Here is a 16,402-nt window from a genome sequence, read left to right on the forward strand (position 1 = left end):
GCTACCCCTCCTTGCGCACCAAGGTTACAAAATCGAACGCGGGCTGGCCGTTTTCGGCCGGGTTCGCAACCCGCATCAATTCCCGCCAGACACTCATGTCGAACGGTTCGAGCACGGTATCGCCCGCAGGATTTGCTTTCACCTCAGTCAGTTCGATCCGGTCTGCATGGGGCAGGAACAGTCGGTAGATTTCGGCTCCGCCGATCACGCATACGTGCGGCCCATTGGCCAGTTTCAGCGCTTCATCGACCGAATGGGCGACTTCCGCTCCCTCTTCTTCCCAGTCAGCATTGCGGGTGAGCACGATATGGCGGCGGCCTTCGAGCAGGCCGGGCAGGCTGTCAAAAGTCTTGCGGCCCATAATCATCGGGCGGCCTTTAGTGATCTGCTTGAAATGGCGAAGGTCGGCAGGGATGCGCCAGGGCAGGTCGCCATCAACGCCGATCACGCCATTGTCGGCCCGTGCAGCTACCATGATAATGACCGGATGATCCATCACGTCCTGCTCTGCCCTAAGCGGGGCCGCCTGACAAGACGCCGATCGCTGCCTTAGCGATAGAGGCGGGTGACATGCCCCATCTTGCGACCCGGTGAGGCTTGGCCCTTGCCGTAAAGATGCACATGGGCGTCATTATCTGCAAAAAGCATGGGCCAGCGATCAGCATCGGCGCCGATTAGATTTGCCATTTCGACGCGCTCAGCCACCAGTTCGGTTGCTCCCAGCGGAAGGTTGCAGACTGCGCGGATATGGTTCTCAAACTGGCTCGTTGCCGCACCCTCGATCGTCCAATGGCCGCTATTATGGACGCGCGGGGCCATTTCGTTGAACAGTGGGCCATCCGCGGTGGCGAAAAATTCCATCGTCATGACGCCGACAAAATCCAGCTTTTCTGCAGCTGCTGCGGCCAATGCCCGCGCAACGCCGACTTGGCTTTCGATCAGCGGGCCTGCCGGTAAGGTCGATTGCGAAAGGATGCCGCCTTCATGGCGGTTGCGCGGGCTATCCCAATAACGGATGTCGCCTGCCGTATTGCGCACCAGGATTACTGAAAACTCGGCGTCGAAATTGACCACCGCCTCGACGATGGACGGCTGGCGGCCAAGCTGGTGCCAGGCTTCGGAAATCTGGCCGGGCTCGGCGACGCGGATCTGGCCCTTGCCGTCATAACCCATGCGGATCGTTTTCAATATTGCGGGAAAGCCGACTTTTTCGAGCGCAGGGCTCGCTTCCTGTCTGTCACCGACAATTTCGAATGATGCCGTGCGGCCGCCCAGTCCAATTGCGAACAGCTTTTCCTCTACCCTGTCCTGCGCAATTTCCAGCGCGCGAATGCCCGGGCGGATCGGCACCAGTGCTTCAATGGCATGCAGCGGGGCAACCGGCACATTTTCAAATTCATAGGTCACGACGTCGCAGCTTTTGGCAAAGGCTGTCAGCGCCTCGACATCGTCATAGTCGGCGCAGGTGAAATGCGCCGACACCTCTGCCGCCACCGATACCGGTTCGGGCGCATAAATGTGGCAGCGATAGCCCATTTGGGCAGCTGCCAGCGCCATCATCTTGCCTAACTGGCCACCGCCCAAAATGCCGATGGTCGAACCGGGAGGCAGCGCGCTCATTCGGGTGTCTCGCTAACCGAATCGCTCTGTTTTTGCCGCCAGGCGTCGAGCCGCTCCGCGAGTGCGGGGTCGCTGGTTGCCAGCATCGCCGCAGCCATCAGGCCCGCATTGGTCGCGCCGGCCTTGCCGATCGCCAATGTACCGACTGGAATGCCGGCAGGCATCTGGACGATAGACAGCAGACTGTCCATGCCATCCAGCGCCTTCGACTGTACGGGGACGCCGAGTACTGGCAATCGCGTCATTGAAGCGACCATACCGGGCAGATGCGCCGCGCCGCCTGCGCCGGCAATGATCGTTTTTAACCCGCGGCCAACCGCGCCTTTGGCATAGGCATATAGCCGTTCGGGGGTGCGGTGCGCGGACACCACCTTGCATTCGTGCGGAACACCGAGCGCCGCGAGTACAGACGATGCCTCGCGCATCGTTTCCCAGTCCGAGCGGCTACCCATGATGATGCCGACCAAAGGTGCCGAATTGTCCACCATTCATCCCCTGTAATGCGCCGCGCGCCTTTCCTGCTCTCTAGCGGCGGTGTGCCGCGCGCGCAATCGCTCGCAGATTTTACCTTTGTTCTCGCGTAAATTGTTGCAATTTTTGGGTAAATCGGATTGAATGCAACAAGAGCCCAAGGCTAACCGGGTCGCGATTGATAAACCGGAGCCGCCATGCTGAAGCTAGAAGATGGGTTTGGAAACGCTGTGTCCGGCGTATCGACACATGATCTTGAATCCGAAAACCGGCGGTTGCGGGGACGGGTAGCCGAGCTTGAACGGCTGGCAACCACGGACACGTTGACCCCGCTTTTCAATCGCCGCTATTTCATGAATGAACTGGATCGCTGGTGCTGGCGCGCCCAACGTTACGGCGGAAGTTACGGGCTCTTGTTCCTCGACATTGATCAACTGAAGCTGATCAATGATACCCATGGCCATGCCGCAGGCGACGCCGTGATTTGCGGCGTCGCACAGGCCATGGCGTCCACCACGCGCAAGTCAGATATCGTTGCACGGGTCGGCGGCGACGAATTTGCAATCCTGCTCGACAACATCTCTGCCGACAAGCTTGGGGACAAAACGGCCGCGATGCAGCAGTTGCTTGCCGACTTGCCGGTGAAGACTGCCGGACCGGTGCTGAAGGTCAATGTATCGATCGGCCATTATCTGATTCAAAGCAGTAGCCGCGCGCCTGATGCGCTCGCCGAAGCCGACCAGTCAATGTATGCAAACAAGCGCGCCAAATATGCCCAAGGCGCGGGCTAGGCCCTGGTTCTGCCGCGCTTGGGTAAGCGATTACCGCTCTGACAGATAATAGCGGTCGGTCGCGTTCAGCGCGTCATCCAATTCATAGACAATCGGCTGGCCGGTCGGGATTTCAAGCCCGGTGATATCCGCATCGGAAATGCCCGACAGATGCTTGACCAGCGCGCGCAAGCTGTTGCCATGTGCTGAAATCAGCACAGTCTTTCCAGCTTTGAGTTCGGGCGCGATCACGCCTTCCCAATAAGGCAGCACGCGGGCGATGGTGTCCTTCAGGCTTTCGGTATTGGGGATGGCGATCCCGGCATAGCGCGGGTCGCCTGAAAGGTCATAGGCTGATCCCGCCTCTAGCGGCGGTGGCGGAATGTCGAAACTGCGGCGCCAGATATGCACCTGCTCATCGCCATGCTTCGCCGCTGTCTCCGCCTTGTCGAGCCCGGTGAGGCCACCATAATGGCGCTCGTTCAGATGCCAGTCCTTGGTCACTGGCAGCCACAGGCGGCCCATCGCCTCCAGCGCGAGATTGAGTGTCTTGATCGCGCGCGTCTGTACGCTGGTGAAGCAGGTGTCAGGCGCGATCCCCTTGGCCTTCATCAATTCGCCCGCTGCCCATGCTTCGGCCGCGCCCTTTTCAGTCACGTCAACATCCCACCAACCGGTGAAGCGGTTTTCGAGATTCCATTGCGACTGGCCGTGGCGGATCAGGATGAGTTGGGGCATTTTCGGTCCTTGCAGTTTTGCTTTGCCTGCGCCTGTAGCGGGGAGAGTGGGGCTGTACAATTGGGGTTGTGCTAGAATGCAAACGACGTGCAATTGGTTTCATACAAAGGCAAAAAGCAAAACAAGACAAAAGAGGCCGAGTCTCTATTTTTCGGCTCATGATTGGCGATGCAATGCCATGCTCTGGTGAAGGGCATGTGCCCTTATTTTCTTGTTTTTCTTCGGGTCTTTGTTTGAAATAAATGGCGCGGCCGCTCCGCTAGGCGCCACTCCTCTGCTACAACTTCAGCGTCATGAAGCGGCTGAAGGGGTCGTCCTTATAGTTGGCAAAGGCTGGGCAATATGTGAAGCCGTGGTGCAGATAGAGCGCATGGGCGGCATCAAAGGCGGTGCTGGATCCGGTTTCGAGGCTCAGCTGCTTAAGCCCGCGTTCGCGCGCGGACGCAATGATATGGACCAGCATTGCGGCACCCGCCCCCTTGCGCAAATGATCGGCGTGGGTGCGCATCGATTTGACCTCGCCCAGATCGGCATCATGCTGCTTCAACGCGCCGCAGCCCATCAGCTCGCCCTTGTCCCAGATCGACCAGAAAGTCACGCCCGGCGCTTTCAGACCTTCAAAATCGAGGAAATGGCAGCTGTCCTTCGGCGAATTGGCAAGCATCCCGGCAAAGTGGGTTTCAAGAAGAGCGCGAATTTCTTTTCCGCTCAGATCGTCCTCGATGATGTGCATCGCCCGGTGCTCAAACCATCTCCGCTAGGGTTGCGAGGCATTCACGTGCAAGCAGCTTGCTCCGTTCGGGCGACCAGCCCTGTTCGGCATCATTGCCGTCGATCGTATCTTTGAACGGCATTTCGAGCGTCATTGAAACGCAGCTATGCGAAGGTCCGAATCGCTCGGCGAGCTGGTTGGTTGACATGGTGAGGTTTGCCTTGCCCGGTGCGGCGATCCCATAGCCCAGCTTCGTCTGGAAATCGGGGGTGCGTTCGGCAAGGCGGGTGATGAAGCGGGTGTAGCGCGCGCCCTGACCGTCGGTCCAACTGGGGATGCCTTCAAAACCCGCCATGAATGCGGCGGGGATGGCTTCATCACCATGCACGTCCATTGCCCAGTGCACGCCCGTCTCGTCCATCGCATTGCGGATGGCGAGCACTTCGGGGCTGCGTTCGGCGCTGGGTTCTGCCCATTCGCGGTTGAGGTTCACGCCGGCATAGTTGGTGCGCAAATGGCCGCGGCAGGACCCGTCCGGATTGCAATTGGGCACGACATGGATACGGCATTTTTCCAGCAAGTGGCGGGTGTGCGGATCGGTGGGATCGGTCAGCATGTCCAATGCGCCCTCCATCCACCATTCGGCCATGCTTTCGCCCGGATGCTGGCGTGCATAGAGCCAGACCTGCACCTCGCCGGTGCCCATCGAAAGACAGTCGATCGGCTGGCCTTCGATGCTGGTGCCAAGGCAGCGATAATCGACGCCCTCGCAAGATGCGGTTTCGGACACCAGGTCGTGGTGGCGTTCGATCGAATAAGGCGCGAAATAGGCAAACCAGGCGATGCCCGAAACACTGGTGTATCGGATGGTCAGCGTGCCGCCATCTTCGGCCTTGTTATAGCTGGTCTCGGCGCGGCCCCAATAATCGCGGTCTTCGGAAACGCAGGCGCGATAATCGGGCCAGCCCCCGGGATAGGCGCTTTTTTCAAGGTCGGTGATGCGTAGCACAAATTCTTCGCCAGCCTCTGCGACGACGCGGAAGTGGAACCATTGGAAGAATTCCGATTCGCGGTCCTTGCGAATTGTCAGCGTGGCGGTGTTGTCGGTGATCGATACGACGTCGATGTTTCCGCTGTCGAAGGCGGCGTTGATGCTGTGGATGCTCATAGACGGCGGGTTAACGCCTAGTTCCGTTCGTGTCGAGCCAAGTCGAATTGCGCGGGGTGCCGCCACAACCTATCGCCTGCGCCTGACGCAAATGGACGTCCAATCAGGGGATCGTCACGGCCTCGCCATTGGCGCCCGGAAAATCCTTGAACAATGCGCCGGCCAGCTTCGAGGCCGCGATTCCGGGTTGGGCAGCGGGCGAATTTGCGGCGCCTCGCTGGCTGGCGGTGCCCTCCCAGATCACCAGATTGTCGCTGCGACGGATGATACGGACGCTTAAAGTTGTGACGATGCCGCGTTGATCGCCGAGTGAATTGAGGTTCACACCCACACCCACGCCGACGCCGGACCCATAGCTGCCGGTCGATCCCCCAACGCCCACCGAGACGGGCCCGCGATTGTCCCCGCGAAATTCGTTACGACTGACTGAAACATCTGCGCGGACATCGCCCTCAGCCAACGCTTGATTATAACCGACTCGCGTCATTTCTCGCTGGACCGCGGCGATATAAGGCGAAAGGGACAGGTTATCGCCCAAGGAGCGGACGTTGAAGCTGCCCTGGCCGTAAACGACGCCCTCTGCCGCGCGATTGAACCGGGTCACCTCGACCGGACCGGTCGGGATCATGCACGCTGAAAGCGAAAGCGGCAGGGCGAGCAGCGCGAAGCGGCGGAAAACATCCATGCAGTAATCTTAAACCCATCGGGCAAAAGCCGCAATGCCGCTTGACTTTGCACCGACTCACCCATAGATGCGCGCCTTCAAATCCGGCCAACGGCCCACAGAAACAAACGGAAAAGTCCGATGAAGATCGTCAACTCCCTGAAGTCCCTGAAGGGCCGCCACCGCGACAACCGCGTGATTCGCCGTCGTGGCCGCACTTATGTAATCAACAAAACCAATCGCCGTTTCAAGGCGCGCCAGGGCTAATTGCTTTTTGGTGTGGCGCATGGGCGCCAGCAGTAACCGCCCCGGTCTTTCCGCGGGCGGTTTTTTGCGTTCAGAGCTGGGGCTGCTGGGGAGGATGAGATGATTCGCGCAGTGGTTTTTGATGTGGGCAGGGTGCTGGTGCAGTGGGATCTGCGCCATCTGTTCGTAAAATTGATCGACGATCCGGAAGAGCTCGAATGGTTCGTGACCCATGTTGTCACCCCTGAATGGCATTTCCAGCATGATGCCGGCCGGCCGCTTGCCGAAATGCTGCCTGAACTGAAGGATCCGGTTCAATGAGACGATTCCTGGCCCAGTGCCGGGATCGTTCGAGATTGTCGAGGAGTTGGCAGCGCGCGCTGTGCCGCTCTATGCGATCACCAATTTCGGTAGTGAATTTTGGTTGCAATTCCGCCCGCGCTATCCGCTGTTCGATCATTTCCGCGATATCGTCGTGTCGGGCGATGAAAAGTTGCTGAAGCCCGATCCTGCGATTTACCGGCTTGCGCTTGCCCGTTTTGGTCTGGCTCCGGGCGAGGGGTTGTTCATTGACGACAACTTGCCCAACATTGTCGCCGCACGGGAAAACGGCTTTCAGGGTCATCATTTTGTCGATGCGCCGACATTGCAGGCCGAGTTGGCAAAGTTGGGGCTGCTCTAGCGAAAAAAGCGGGCCCCAACTACTTCCATTGCGTGCCAAGCTGTGCTTAAGGCCCTTTCGACTCTGCCATCTGGAAGGACGCTTTTTCCATGAATATCCACGAATATCAGGCCAAGGAATTGCTCGCGAAATTTGGCGTAGCGGTGCCCAAGGGCATTGCCGCACTTTCTGTTGAGGAAGCCGTTGCGGCTGCAAAGCAGCTTCCCGGGCCGCTTTATGTGGTGAAATCGCAGATCCATGCTGGTGGCCGCGGCAAGGGCAAGTTCAAGGAACTCGGTCCCGATGCCAAGGGCGGTGTCCGTCTGGCCAAGAGCATCGATGAAGTCGAAGCCCATGCCAAGGAAATGCTCGGCAATACGCTCGTCACGATTCAGACCGGTCCTGACGGCAAGCAGGTCAATCGCCTTTACATCACCGATGGGGCAGACATTAAGAAGGAATTCTACCTCGCTTTGCTCGTCGATCGTGCGACCAGTCGAATCGCTCTGGTGGCTTCGACCGAAGGCGGGATGGACATCGAAGAAGTCGCGCACAACACGCCCGAAAAAATCCACACCATCACTATCGACCCTGCAACCGGTCTTATGCCGCACCATGGCCGCAGTGTTGCCCATGCGCTGGGCCTGACCGGTGATCTTGCGAAGCAGGCGTCAAAGGTTGTTGCTGGCCTTTATGCTGCATTCCTGGGCTGCGATGCCGAACAGATCGAAATCAACCCGCTCGCAGTTTGCGAAGGCACCAATGGTGACGAACTGCTGGTGCTCGACGCAAAGGTCGGCTTCGATGGCAATGCAATGTTCCGCCACAAGGATCTCGCCGAACTGCGCGACCTGACCGAAGAAGACCCGGCAGAGGTTGAGGCCAGCGAATATGACCTCGCTTATATCAAGCTGGACGGCAATATTGGCTGCATGGTCAATGGTGCCGGTCTTGCGATGGCCACGATGGACATCATCAAGTTGAACGGCGAATTCCCGGCGAACTTCCTCGACGTAGGCGGCGGCGCCAACAAGGAAAAGGTAACCGCTGCGTTCAAGATCATCCTCAAAGATCCCGCGGTGAAGGGCATTCTCGTCAATATCTTTGGCGGCATCATGAAGTGCGACATCATCGCCGAGGGCATCGTTGCTGCGGCAAAGGAAGTGAATCTCTCGGTTCCGCTCGTCGTCCGCCTCGAAGGTACCAATGTCCAGCAGGGCAAGGATATTCTCGCGAACAGCGGCCTTCCCATTGTAGCCGCCAACGACCTTGGCGATGCAGCGAAGAAGATCGTCGCGGAAGTGCGCGCGGCTTGAGTAAATGCCCTCTCTCAGCGAGAGAGGGTCTGCGCTTGACGTTAACGTAAACGTCATTCATAGTGCGTCCGTTTTTGGGGGCTATCCTGCCCCAGTTTTAAGTCGGTTAGGAAAGGGAGAGACCCCATGAAGATTCTCGTCCCCGTGAAGCGGGTGATCGACTATAATGTGAAGCCTCGCGTGAAGCCGGATGGCAGCGGTGTTGATTTGTCGAATGTGAAGATGTCGATGAACCCCTTTGACGAGATTGCTGTGGAAGAGGCGATCCGATTGAAGGAGAAGGGTTCAGCGACGGAGATTGTTGCGGTTTCGGTGGGTCCGGACAAGGCGCAGGAAACGCTGCGTACTGCGCTTGCTATGGGTGCGGATCGTGCGATTCTGGTGGTTGCCGAAGATGTTGAGCCTTTGGGCGTTGCCAAGATCCTTGCCAAGATTGTCGAGGAAGAGGCTCCGGGTCTTGTGATCCTTGGCAAGCAGGCGATTGATGATGACAGCAACCAGACCGGCCAGATGCTGGCTGCGCTGACCGGCCGTCCGCAGGGCACATTTGCCAGCGCGGTTGAAGTTGCCGGTGACAGCGTCAAGGTGACGCGTGAAGTTGATGGTGGTCTTGAAACGGTGAGCCTGAAGGCGCCGGCGATTGTTACCACCGATCTTCGTTTGAATGAGCCGCGCTATGCGAGCTTGCCGAACATCATGAAGGCAAAGTCAAAGCCGCTCGCGCAAAAGACGCCTGCCGATTATGGCGTGGATGTCAGCCCGCGTTTGAAGACGTTGAAGGTGTCCGAACCGCCGGTGCGCAGCGCTGGTATCAAGGTTGCCGATGTTGATGCGCTTGTTGCCAAGCTCAAGGAAATGGGAGTCGCAGAATGAAGACGCTCGTTTATGTCGAACATGACAATGCCTCGATGAAGGATGCGACGCTTGCTGTCGTGACTGCTGCTGCGCAGCTTGGCGAAGTGCATGCACTTGTTGCCGGTCATGGTTGCGGCGCGGTTGCCGAGGCAGCGGCCAAGGTTGCCGGTGTCACCAAGGTGCATGTTGCCGATGACGCGGCTTATGCCAACCAGCTTGCGGAAAATGTTGCACCGCTGGTGGCTGATCTGATGGGTCATCATGATGCGGTTCTGTTCCCGGCGACGGCGCATGGCAAGAATATCGCGCCGCGCGTTGCAGCCCAGTTGGATGTGATGCAGATCAGCGATATCCTCAGCATTGAAAGCGCTGATACCTTCACCCGCCCGATCTATGCCGGTAACGCGATTGCGACCGTGCAGTCTTCGGATGCGAAGAACGTGATCACCGTTCGCGGTACCGCCTTTGCCAAGGCGGAAGCAACCGGTGGCAGCGCGGCTGTTGAAGCTGTGTCGGGCCCTGGCGATGCTGGTACCTCGAGCTTTGTCGGTGCGGAAATCGTCAAGCTGGAACGCCCCGAGCTGACCAGTGCCAAGATCATCGTCTCGGGTGGCCGTGCGCTGAAGGACGGCCCGACGTTCGAAGCCACCATCTTCCCGCTGGCGGACAAGCTGGGCGCGGCTGTTGGCGCCTCGCGCGCTGCGGTTGATGCAGGCTATGTGCCCAACGACTATCAGGTCGGCCAGACTGGCAAGATCGTCGCCCCCGAAGTTTATATTGCGGTCGGCATCTCCGGCGCGATCCAACACCTTGCGGGGATGAAGGACTCAAAGACCATCATCGCGATCAACAAGGATGAAGACGCACCGATCTTCCAGGTTGCAGATATCGGTCTCGTCGGCGATCTCTTCAATGTCGTGCCGGAACTGACCGGCAAGCTTTGAGGCGACAGCCCTTGTAACGACAGGAAAGGCGGCCCTTGTGCCGCCTTTTTTGTTGGATGCTTGTTTGCCTAAAGTCAGTTGTCCTTGGGCGAGAGTTGCCGTTAATCTGCATTGTAGTTCATTCGGGGGAGAAATTTCGATGCACCGCCGTTTCGGATGGGCCATTGCCCTGACCTTGGCGCTTTCACCTTCGCTGGTGCTGGCGGCCCGCGAGCCGTTGAAACTGGTTCCGGTATCGAAATGGCATGTTGATTATGCCGAGGAGCGCTGCCGTCTGGCGCGCGAATTTGGTGATGGCACCACAAAAGCGACTGTCTTTTTCGACAAATATGGCCCGGGCGAGAGCTTCCGGATGGTGATTGCGGGCGATCCCGTCAAAACCGATGTGCAGCAGGCCGATATCGCGGTGCGCTTCGGTCCTGGCGAAGCGCAGCAGCAGCTATTCTTTCTCAATGGCAATCTTGGCGGGTCGAGTGCGCTTGTCTTTGGCGGGGATATTCGCATCGCTGGCCCGAGCGCGTCGGAGGTGGCCGCGATCAGGGCGAAAAAGCGAGGCGATCCGTGGATCGATCTCGCACCGATTGCGCCCGAACGCTATTCTGCCGTCCGCTATATGGAATTAGGCTGGCCGTTGCGCCGCCCGGTGCAGCTGGAAACAGGCCCGCTCAAATCCGCCTTTGCTGCGCTTGATAAATGTGTCGACGATCTCGTCACCCGGTGGGGGGTTGATATCGAAAAGCACAAAACTCTGACGCGTAAGGCAACGCCTGTCGATAATCCTGGAAAGTGGGTGGTCTCGTCGGACTATCCGACTGAAATGTTGATGGCGGGGCAACCTGCATTTGTCGATTTCCGGCTGAGCGTCGGTGCGGATGGCAAGCCGACCCAATGCTATATTCAGGCAACGACGCGGCCCAAGGCATTTGACGACGCGGTTTGCCAGTCATTGATGCGCCGCGCGGCCTTCCTGCCGGCGCTTGATGCCGAAGGCCAGCCCATCGCATCCTGGTGGCGCAGCAGGGTCAGGTTTCAGTTGCCACGATAAGCGCCGCTTGCCTGTGGGGAGCGCTCTGGCTAACCGGGAAGTATGACACTCGTTACCACTCAGATCGAAGATGGCATTGCCATTGTTACCTTGAACCGGCCCGAGGCGATGAACGCTTTGTCCCGGGCCTTGCGCGCCGAACTTGCCGCTGCGATGCGTGCAGTGGATGCCGATGATGCCGTGCGTTGCGTGATCCTGACCGGCGCGGGCGAACGGGCATTTACGGCGGGCCTCGACCTCAAGGAATTGGGGACGGATACCAGCAATCTGGGCGCTGCCAATGCGACGAGTGCCGAAGAAAATCCGGTGAAGGCAATTGAGCAATGCCGTAAGCCCGTAATCGGCGCAATCAACGGCGTTGCGATCACTGGCGGTTTTGAAGTCGCGATTGCCTGCGACATATTGATCGCATCAACCAATGCCCGCTTTGCCGACACCCATGCGCGGGTGGGCATATTGCCGGGCTGGGGCCTTTCGCAAAAATTATCGCGGATGATCGGCATTTCGCGGGCCAAGCAATTGTCGTTTAGCGGCAACTTCCTTGATGCCGATACCGCCTGCGCCTGGGGTCTGGTCAATTCCGTCGTCCCGGCTGACGAGCTGATGACGCATGCCAAGGGACTGGCGCGTGATATCGCATCGGTCGATTCCGGGATGGTCGCCACATATAAAAAGCTGATCGATGAAGGCTATGGGATGTCCTTTGGCGATGCGATGGCGCATGAACATGCCTATTCCAGCGCAGCCAACGCTCGCGTCAGCGCTGAAGAAGTCGAAGCCCGTCGCCTTGCCGTGATCGAACGCGGGCGCGGGCAGGGTTAGAATCCCGTTGCTATGGTGAAGGCCGGGCCGCTGCCCGGAAGTGCCGATCCGGCGATCTTTTCGCGCCAATCCAGCCGTAGGTCGAAGGTCATAGAGCCTGCGGGGATTTCAGCAGCGATGCTGGGGCCGATATCGAGACGCTGTGCGCCATCCTGCCCGGCGGCCCAAGCGCCGATGCCCGCGCGCAGCGTCGCCGATCCGATGCGGGCGAGCGGGCGACTGAGGCGGCTTTGCGCATCAAAAAAGGCAGTCGCGTCACGCCCCCCAACCCATCCGGCCTGGGCATAGCCGTCTATCGTGAAATCCAGCGGCAGCGGTTGGGGATCAAAACCTCCCGCGGCATAGGCCGCCCATCGGTCTGGCCCCGCAGGGTCGATGCGCCGTTCGGCGGTCAGGCTGAGCGGCAAGCGTGTCGGTCGTTGCCAGCGCAGGCCGAGGGCGACTTCGGCTTCCTTGCCGCGCGGCGCGAAGGCGGCTCTTCCTTGAAGCGCCATGCCCTCGTTCACGTTACCGCCAAGATCGTAGATCGCCTGCACGCCGGATTGGCTTCCGCCATATTGGCCCGCTGGAGCAATCCCGCTTCGCGCAGATCTGAGGCGCCAGAAGCTATAGCCATATCCGTTGAACCGCCGTCCAGTCGCGGGTGCGGGCGATCCGTTAATGCTGATCGGCGGAGGAAAGGCGAGCGGCTGTGGCGCATCATGCCGACCAGCAGTCCGCTGCTCCGGTAGGAATATCGGCGATATGGAGCCCATGGCCAGCGGGATTGGCCGAGCCGAAGTCGGTGAGGTCGGATTTGTAGGTAGCGGGCGATGCATCCTGGAATGCCGAGCGGGCGCGGTTCGGTTGATTGGCCATGCGCCAATGGATCCAGCCGTGCGCAAAGCGGGTATGACCGCTCCCCCTTCCGCCAAGAGTGCAGTCGGTGCGCGTGTCGGTTCTTCACTGTGGCTGTTGCCCAGGATCGCCGCGCGTCCGACAACCCAGCCCGCGATCAGAATCAACGGGTAATAGAGGGCGCGCCCGCGAATATCAGGCACAGCCCGCCCTTTTGGCAGGACGCAGCGCGCCTGCCATTGGTTTGGAAACCAACGTCATTCCATTCCCCTGTCGCTTTTGAAATCAGCTATGCGCAGTGCGCGACTGGCCACTCCCTGCGATTGAGGCCAGCAGGATCAATGCCAGCATCGGATAGGCCAGATACATGCTCAGCAGCGCATAAGGTTCTGGCAATATGTCGATAAACAATGCGCGCTGCAGATGTGTCAGCACCGCCACCAATTGCCAGCCCGTCACCCAATAGGGCCAGAAACGGTCGCTGGTCAGCGACAACCACCAGAAACTGGCAAGTACCGCGCAATCGATGAGAAACAGTTCGACGGCAAGATAGGCCCAGCTCTGGTTGAGTGCCACCAAGGTTGATCCGATTGACCCGGCCAATGCTGTGACTGCGCCCCATTTCTCAATATCGCGGCCCCGCCAGAATGCGGCTGCGACGGTAATCGCCAGAATGATATAATAGGCAATTTTGTGATCCATGGGGCGCTGTACAGCAGACGGTCCTTAATCAGCCGACCATTGAAATGGGCTCAACATCGGCTTCGGCATTCTGGTTGGTGGGTAGTGGCGCAACAAGGCTGCCTTTTGGCGGTTTGTTCATGCCTGCGCCAAACATGCGGGCACCCAGCCCGACCTGTTTCTGCGTCTCGCTGAGCGCGACATGCGCCTCTGCCAGCATTTGGCGAACTGTCCCGGCAGCGGCGACCGCTTGGGTCACTTTCCCGACCGCATCCTGGCCGACAATGGCCGACATGTTGGTGTCGAACCGCGCGGTGGGCAGGGTGACGGCAAGCTTCGCAATTTTGATGATCGCTTCGTCGATCGCCTTTTCGGCATCATGAAGGTCGGTAGTGATGCGCTTTGCAGCGGCAACTCGTTCTTTAAGCATCAGCGGTTATTCCTGTCATGGGCGATCTTCGCGTCCATCGCGAAGCGCAGTTGGTAATCGCTCTGTCAGGAAAGCATCGCTCCCAGACCGAGCAGGACGGAATAGAGGGCGGCAAATGCCATGATCGTTCCTAAGGCTATCAGTATCGGCCACAAGATCCGCTCCCTCAGGCCATGCATGTTGTATGGCCGTTCGCTCGTCGGAAAAGGTGCGCCAAGGTGAAAAAACCCTGAAGCCCCGGTTTCATCGGAGACAAGGCCACTCTGCGCCGACCTGGATGCCGCTGCCAGTTCCGGGGATTGGTATATCAATGGCTGGTATTCCGCCTCGATCCCGGCTGCGGCGATTACTCGTGCGGCTTCCTGCCGTGAATTCACTCCAAGCGCACGGATTGACGCCTTTATGCGCGCATCGACCGTGTGCGGCGACACGCCCATGATCCGGCCGATTTCCTTGGAATTTCGATGCGCCAAAACATGCCGCAAAGTTTCAACTTGCACGGCGTTCAGTGTGTCAATGCCCTGGCCCTGCGATTTGCCCACAACACTAAAATAGCGCAAAACATTAGTTTATCACTACAGAAATATGTTTAGGCGAATCCGCCCGGATATGGTTGCCCCGATTGCAACCATTGCCGTTTGTCCCTTTTGCGCCCATAATGATGCCATGTTGATGATGAACCGAGGCAAGGCAGCCAAGCTGCATTATATGGCCAATGGCTTTCGCATGTTGTCGAGCGGCGACCATGTCGTCTGCGCAGTTTCGGGTGAACAAATTCCCCTTGATGAATTGCGTTACTGGAGTGTGGTGCGGCAGGAGCCTTATGCCAGTGCCGAAATCTCCACCCGGGCCGCGCTGACGAAAAGGTGATGGCCGGGCCATGCTGCTGAACCGCCCGTCGCTTTTCGGCCTGCTACTAGCTGCAGGCGCAAGTTGCACGGCAAATCCGGCACCGGTTCCGACAGGCGGCACCCAAGCCCCTGTTCAGAGCAAGCAGACAGATGCAGTTCCGCTGAGGCAGCATTCACCGCAAGCAAGGATGCAATTCTGGCTGGCACGGCCAGCGGCGCAAGGCGTGGTGATGATCGCCCGCGCGCCCGAAGGCGCGGTGTCGGTGACGTTCAATGGCGCACCCTTGCCCCTCACGTCCGACGGCTTTTTCCTGCTGGGTTTTGATCGTGATGCTGAAAACAGCGCAAGCCTTGCAGCCACCCTCGCTGATGGCCGTAGCATCGAACAATATGTGCCGGTGTCACCTGGTACATGGGACATCCAGCATGTTGCCGCAAATCCGCTGGGCGGTGCGCGCACAAGTGCGGAATTTCAGGCGCGGCGCGGCGCCGAACTGGCGCAGATCAACGCCGCGCGCGCGCGCCGGATCGAAAGTGACGGCTGGCGACAGGATTTCATCTGGCCGGTCGAGGGACGGATTTCGGGCAAGTTCGGCTCGCAGCGCGTCTATAATGGCACGCCGGGCAGTTATCATAGCGGTCTTGATATTGCGCGTCCCGCCGGCACGCCCTTTGTTGCCCCTGCTGATGGCGTCGTGACGCTGGCGGCGGCAACGCCCTTCACGCTGGAAGGGCATTTGCTGATGATCGACCATGGCATGGGGTTGAGCAGTGCGTTTTTGCACTGTTCAGAGTTGTTGGTCGAAGTTGGTGATTTGGTCCGCCAGGGCCAGGTGATCGGAAAGATCGGCGCAACCGGCCGGGCAAGCGGGCCGCACCTTCATTGGGGCATGAAGTGGAACGCCGCGCGTGTCGATCCGCTGCTGCTGCTTTCGCAGCCCTGATGCGCTTCAGTTCAGCCGCTTCATCCGTATTGCCGGCCCGCCGTCAAAACTGACCAGATAGCTTCCCATCGTCGCTTTGCGGATGCGCGCGACCGAGCCTATGCGCGGTTCGCGATTGAGAACCTTTGTATCGACCTGCTGCCAGCGTGCGCCATCTTCGAGCATCATCAAGATCATGCCCGCGCGCGTAAAGCTGATCGACTTGACCTTGGCCTCGATTTCCTCAACATCCTCGCCATTGCCGAAAATTCGGATCTTCGGCACATCAAAGCCGAACAGACCGCGCTTTGCCTCTTTCACTGCCGCCTTGTCGGTCAGGATGATGTCTTCTTTCTTTGCGGCCTCATCCAGCGCGGCAACCTTTTCGTCGTAACAGGCAAGGCGTGCCAAAGGTTCGGCGATCGATTTGCACGCAACGACATCGTCAAACGCCTTTGGCCGAACCATTTCGGGACCCTTCGGATCAGCCGCAACCAGCGCCGATCCAATCAATGTTGCGACTGAAATCGCGCCCAACATGCGCAAAGATTTTGACATGGTCTGTCCTCCTGCCCGGCGATAATGCCGGGGTTGCCGATTGCAGTGCTGGTAACGCCAGTTGTGCCATTTGGTCAAATTTACCACTGT

At 58.9% G+C, this 16,402-nt stretch carries 21 protein-coding genes and 1 pseudogene; 10 read left to right on the forward strand and 12 right to left on the reverse strand.

All coding sequences use genetic code 11. The features are described 5' to 3' along the window. Window position 1 precedes the first annotated feature (1 nt). From RSE16_04340 to purE, 3 genes are read right to left on the reverse strand one after another with little or no spacing between them, the layout of a single operon-like run. Entirely contained in the window at window positions 2-496 is a 495-nt protein-coding gene (locus RSE16_04340; GenBank protein ID WRH76703.1) for a dihydrofolate reductase, read from the reverse strand. Window positions 497-549: 53 nt separating this feature from the next. Beyond that, entirely contained in the window at window positions 550-1,620 is a 1,071-nt protein-coding gene (locus RSE16_04345) for a 5-(carboxyamino)imidazole ribonucleotide synthase (GenBank protein WRH76704.1), read from the reverse strand. After that, window positions 1,617-2,108 carry a 5-(carboxyamino)imidazole ribonucleotide mutase gene (gene purE, locus RSE16_04350; GenBank protein ID WRH76705.1) on the reverse strand — a complete coding sequence of 164 codons (492 nt, stop codon included), beginning with the start codon at window positions 2,106-2,108 and terminating at the stop codon, window positions 1,617-1,619. Before purE ends, RSE16_04345 begins: the two co-directional genes overlap by 4 nt. Window positions 2,109-2,288: 180 nt before the next feature. On the opposite strand from purE, the gene RSE16_04355 reads away from it, so the two are divergent. Further along, window positions 2,289-2,882, forward strand: coding sequence for a GGDEF domain-containing protein (locus RSE16_04355; protein WRH76706.1), 594 nt, complete (start codon window positions 2,289-2,291; stop codon window positions 2,880-2,882). Between the two features lie 30 nt (window positions 2,883-2,912). On the opposite strand, the gene gpmA is transcribed toward RSE16_04355, so the two are convergent. From gpmA to RSE16_04375, 4 genes are all read right to left on the reverse strand, one after another. Beyond that, window positions 2,913-3,599 (reverse strand): 2,3-diphosphoglycerate-dependent phosphoglycerate mutase, encoded by a 687-nt coding sequence (gpmA, locus tag RSE16_04360; GenBank protein ID WRH76707.1) that lies wholly within the window; start codon window positions 3,597-3,599, stop codon window positions 2,913-2,915. 277 nt (window positions 3,600-3,876) lie between these two features. After that, complete coding sequence (locus RSE16_04365) at window positions 3,877-4,332, reverse strand: GNAT family N-acetyltransferase (GenBank protein ID WRH76708.1); 456 nt, start codon at window positions 4,330-4,332, stop codon at window positions 3,877-3,879. Between the two features lie 10 nt (window positions 4,333-4,342). Further along, on the reverse strand, window positions 4,343-5,479 hold the full coding sequence (locus tag RSE16_04370) for a M14-type cytosolic carboxypeptidase (GenBank protein WRH76709.1): 1,137 nt from the start codon (window positions 5,477-5,479) through the stop codon (window positions 4,343-4,345). Window positions 5,480-5,582: 103 nt separating this feature from the next. Beyond that, complete coding sequence (locus RSE16_04375; protein WRH76710.1) at window positions 5,583-6,164, reverse strand: DUF4136 domain-containing protein; 582 nt, start codon at window positions 6,162-6,164, stop codon at window positions 5,583-5,585. A 120-nt stretch (window positions 6,165-6,284) separates the two neighbouring features. On the opposite strand from RSE16_04375, the gene ykgO reads away from it, so the two are divergent. From ykgO to RSE16_04410, 7 genes and pseudogenes are all read left to right on the forward strand, one after another. Beyond that, window positions 6,285-6,410, forward strand: coding sequence for a type B 50S ribosomal protein L36 (gene ykgO, locus RSE16_04380; protein ID WRH76711.1), 126 nt, complete (start codon window positions 6,285-6,287; stop codon window positions 6,408-6,410). Window positions 6,411-6,509: 99 nt separating this feature from the next. Continuing rightward, window positions 6,510-7,071, forward strand: a pseudogene (locus RSE16_04385) (HAD family phosphatase). Between the two features lie 89 nt (window positions 7,072-7,160). Then, window positions 7,161-8,366, forward strand: a complete 1,206-nt coding sequence (gene sucC / locus RSE16_04390; protein ID WRH76712.1) for an ADP-forming succinate--CoA ligase subunit beta — start codon at window positions 7,161-7,163, stop codon at window positions 8,364-8,366. Between the two features lie 126 nt (window positions 8,367-8,492). Continuing rightward, window positions 8,493-9,239, forward strand: coding sequence for an electron transfer flavoprotein subunit beta/FixA family protein (locus tag RSE16_04395; GenBank protein ID WRH76713.1), 747 nt, complete (start codon window positions 8,493-8,495; stop codon window positions 9,237-9,239). Next, entirely contained in the window at window positions 9,236-10,165 is a 930-nt protein-coding gene (locus tag RSE16_04400) for an electron transfer flavoprotein subunit alpha/FixB family protein (protein WRH76714.1), read from the forward strand. Before RSE16_04395 ends, RSE16_04400 begins: the two co-directional genes overlap by 4 nt. 139 nt (window positions 10,166-10,304) lie before the next feature. Then, window positions 10,305-11,210: an energy transducer TonB gene (locus tag RSE16_04405; GenBank protein ID WRH76715.1), complete on the forward strand. Its 906-nt coding sequence runs from the start codon at window positions 10,305-10,307 to the stop codon at window positions 11,208-11,210. 42 nt (window positions 11,211-11,252) lie between these two features. Continuing rightward, window positions 11,253-12,032 carry an enoyl-CoA hydratase gene (locus RSE16_04410; protein WRH76716.1) on the forward strand — a complete coding sequence of 260 codons (780 nt, stop codon included), beginning with the start codon at window positions 11,253-11,255 and terminating at the stop codon, window positions 12,030-12,032. On the opposite strand, the gene RSE16_04415 is transcribed toward RSE16_04410, so the two are convergent. From RSE16_04415 to RSE16_04430, 4 genes are all read right to left on the reverse strand, one after another. Then, complete coding sequence (locus RSE16_04415; protein WRH76717.1) at window positions 12,029-13,072, reverse strand: hypothetical protein; 1,044 nt, start codon at window positions 13,070-13,072, stop codon at window positions 12,029-12,031. The genes RSE16_04410 and RSE16_04415 overlap by 4 nt on opposite strands. Window positions 13,073-13,154: 82 nt before the next feature. After that, complete coding sequence (locus RSE16_04420; GenBank protein ID WRH76718.1) at window positions 13,155-13,571, reverse strand: hypothetical protein; 417 nt, start codon at window positions 13,569-13,571, stop codon at window positions 13,155-13,157. Window positions 13,572-13,599: 28 nt separating this feature from the next. Next, the gene (locus tag RSE16_04425) at window positions 13,600-13,980 is read right to left on the reverse strand and encodes a hypothetical protein (protein ID WRH76719.1); all 381 of its coding nucleotides are present in this window, start codon (window positions 13,978-13,980) and stop codon (window positions 13,600-13,602) included. A gap of 65 nt (window positions 13,981-14,045) precedes the next feature. Beyond that, the gene (locus RSE16_04430) at window positions 14,046-14,522 is read right to left on the reverse strand and encodes a LuxR C-terminal-related transcriptional regulator (GenBank protein ID WRH77297.1); all 477 of its coding nucleotides are present in this window, start codon (window positions 14,520-14,522) and stop codon (window positions 14,046-14,048) included. Window positions 14,523-14,646: 124 nt separating this feature from the next. Between RSE16_04430 and RSE16_04435 the strand changes: the two genes are divergently transcribed. Both RSE16_04435 and RSE16_04440 read left to right on the forward strand, forming a co-directional pair. Beyond that, window positions 14,647-14,850 (forward strand): DUF2093 domain-containing protein, encoded by a 204-nt coding sequence (locus tag RSE16_04435; protein ID WRH77298.1) that lies wholly within the window; start codon window positions 14,647-14,649, stop codon window positions 14,848-14,850. A gap of 10 nt (window positions 14,851-14,860) precedes the next feature. Beyond that, window positions 14,861-15,775, forward strand: a complete 915-nt coding sequence (locus RSE16_04440) for a M23 family metallopeptidase (protein WRH76720.1) — start codon at window positions 14,861-14,863, stop codon at window positions 15,773-15,775. Window positions 15,776-15,781: 6 nt separating this feature from the next. Here RSE16_04440 and RSE16_04445 read toward each other — a convergent pair whose 3' ends face one another. Continuing rightward, window positions 15,782-16,312 carry a hypothetical protein gene (locus RSE16_04445; GenBank protein ID WRH76721.1) on the reverse strand — a complete coding sequence of 177 codons (531 nt, stop codon included), beginning with the start codon at window positions 16,310-16,312 and terminating at the stop codon, window positions 15,782-15,784. Window positions 16,313-16,402 lie beyond the last annotated feature (90 nt).

The sequence above is a fragment of the Sphingobium sp. genome (assembly GCA_035196065.1).
Lineage (GTDB): Bacteria > Pseudomonadota > Alphaproteobacteria > Sphingomonadales > Sphingomonadaceae > Sphingorhabdus_B > Sphingorhabdus_B rara.

Bases quoted from the DNA above. Each gene is read 5' to 3' on its own strand.
- RSE16_04340 (WRH76703.1), bottom strand. From the start codon at position 496: ATGGATCATCCGGTCATTATCATGGTAGCTGCACGGGCCGACAATGGC.
- RSE16_04345 (WRH76704.1), bottom strand. From the start codon at position 1,620: ATGAGCGCGCTGCCTCCCGGTTCGACCATCGGCATTTTGGGCGGTGGC.
- purE (WRH76705.1), bottom strand. From the start codon at position 2,108: ATGGTGGACAATTCGGCACCTTTGGTCGGCATCATCATGGGTAGCCGC.
- RSE16_04355 (WRH76706.1), top strand. From the start codon at position 2,289: ATGCTGAAGCTAGAAGATGGGTTTGGAAACGCTGTGTCCGGCGTATCG.
- gpmA (WRH76707.1), bottom strand. From the start codon at position 3,599: ATGCCCCAACTCATCCTGATCCGCCACGGCCAGTCGCAATGGAATCTC.
- RSE16_04365 (WRH76708.1), bottom strand. From the start codon at position 4,332: ATGCACATCATCGAGGACGATCTGAGCGGAAAAGAAATTCGCGCTCTT.
- RSE16_04370 (WRH76709.1), bottom strand. From the start codon at position 5,479: ATGAGCATCCACAGCATCAACGCCGCCTTCGACAGCGGAAACATCGAC.
- RSE16_04375 (WRH76710.1), bottom strand. From the start codon at position 6,164: ATGGATGTTTTCCGCCGCTTCGCGCTGCTCGCCCTGCCGCTTTCGCTT.
- ykgO (WRH76711.1), top strand. From the start codon at position 6,285: ATGAAGATCGTCAACTCCCTGAAGTCCCTGAAGGGCCGCCACCGCGAC.
- sucC (WRH76712.1), top strand. From the start codon at position 7,161: ATGAATATCCACGAATATCAGGCCAAGGAATTGCTCGCGAAATTTGGC.
- RSE16_04395 (WRH76713.1), top strand. From the start codon at position 8,493: ATGAAGATTCTCGTCCCCGTGAAGCGGGTGATCGACTATAATGTGAAG.
- RSE16_04400 (WRH76714.1), top strand. From the start codon at position 9,236: ATGAAGACGCTCGTTTATGTCGAACATGACAATGCCTCGATGAAGGAT.
- RSE16_04405 (WRH76715.1), top strand. From the start codon at position 10,305: ATGCACCGCCGTTTCGGATGGGCCATTGCCCTGACCTTGGCGCTTTCA.
- RSE16_04410 (WRH76716.1), top strand. From the start codon at position 11,253: ATGACACTCGTTACCACTCAGATCGAAGATGGCATTGCCATTGTTACC.
- RSE16_04420 (WRH76718.1), bottom strand. From the start codon at position 13,571: ATGGATCACAAAATTGCCTATTATATCATTCTGGCGATTACCGTCGCA.
- RSE16_04425 (WRH76719.1), bottom strand. From the start codon at position 13,980: ATGCTTAAAGAACGAGTTGCCGCTGCAAAGCGCATCACTACCGACCTT.
- RSE16_04435 (WRH77298.1), top strand. From the start codon at position 14,647: ATGTTGATGATGAACCGAGGCAAGGCAGCCAAGCTGCATTATATGGCC.
- RSE16_04440 (WRH76720.1), top strand. From the start codon at position 14,861: ATGCTGCTGAACCGCCCGTCGCTTTTCGGCCTGCTACTAGCTGCAGGC.
- RSE16_04445 (WRH76721.1), bottom strand. From the start codon at position 16,312: ATGTCAAAATCTTTGCGCATGTTGGGCGCGATTTCAGTCGCAACATTG.